We start from the raw sequence: 218 nt of genomic DNA on the forward strand, positions 1-218 counted from the left end.
CCAACCATTGATGCCGTAGGACCATTATTTACAACTGACGCAGTAGTAAATCTAGTAGGTAACCCTGCTGGTGGTACTTGGGGTGGTGCTTCAACTGATGGTACTTTTGACCCAGCTGTTGCAGGTGTTGGAACATTTAATGTTACCTACACCGTTGATAATGGTGCTGGATGTATTCAAACAGCAAATATTGATATTGTGGTAACAGACCCTTGTGA

The 218-nt window shown here is 43.1% G+C and carries 1 protein-coding gene; it reads left to right on the forward strand.

Annotated elements, in window-relative coordinates; genetic code table 11:
- A partial coding sequence (locus RM542_RS14855) for a hypothetical protein (RefSeq protein WP_311386537.1) occupies positions 1–218 on the forward strand: 218 nt, incomplete at both ends.

It is taken from the genome of Croceitalea sp. P059 (assembly GCF_031846365.1).
Lineage (GTDB): Bacteria > Bacteroidota > Bacteroidia > Flavobacteriales > Flavobacteriaceae > Croceitalea > Croceitalea vernalis.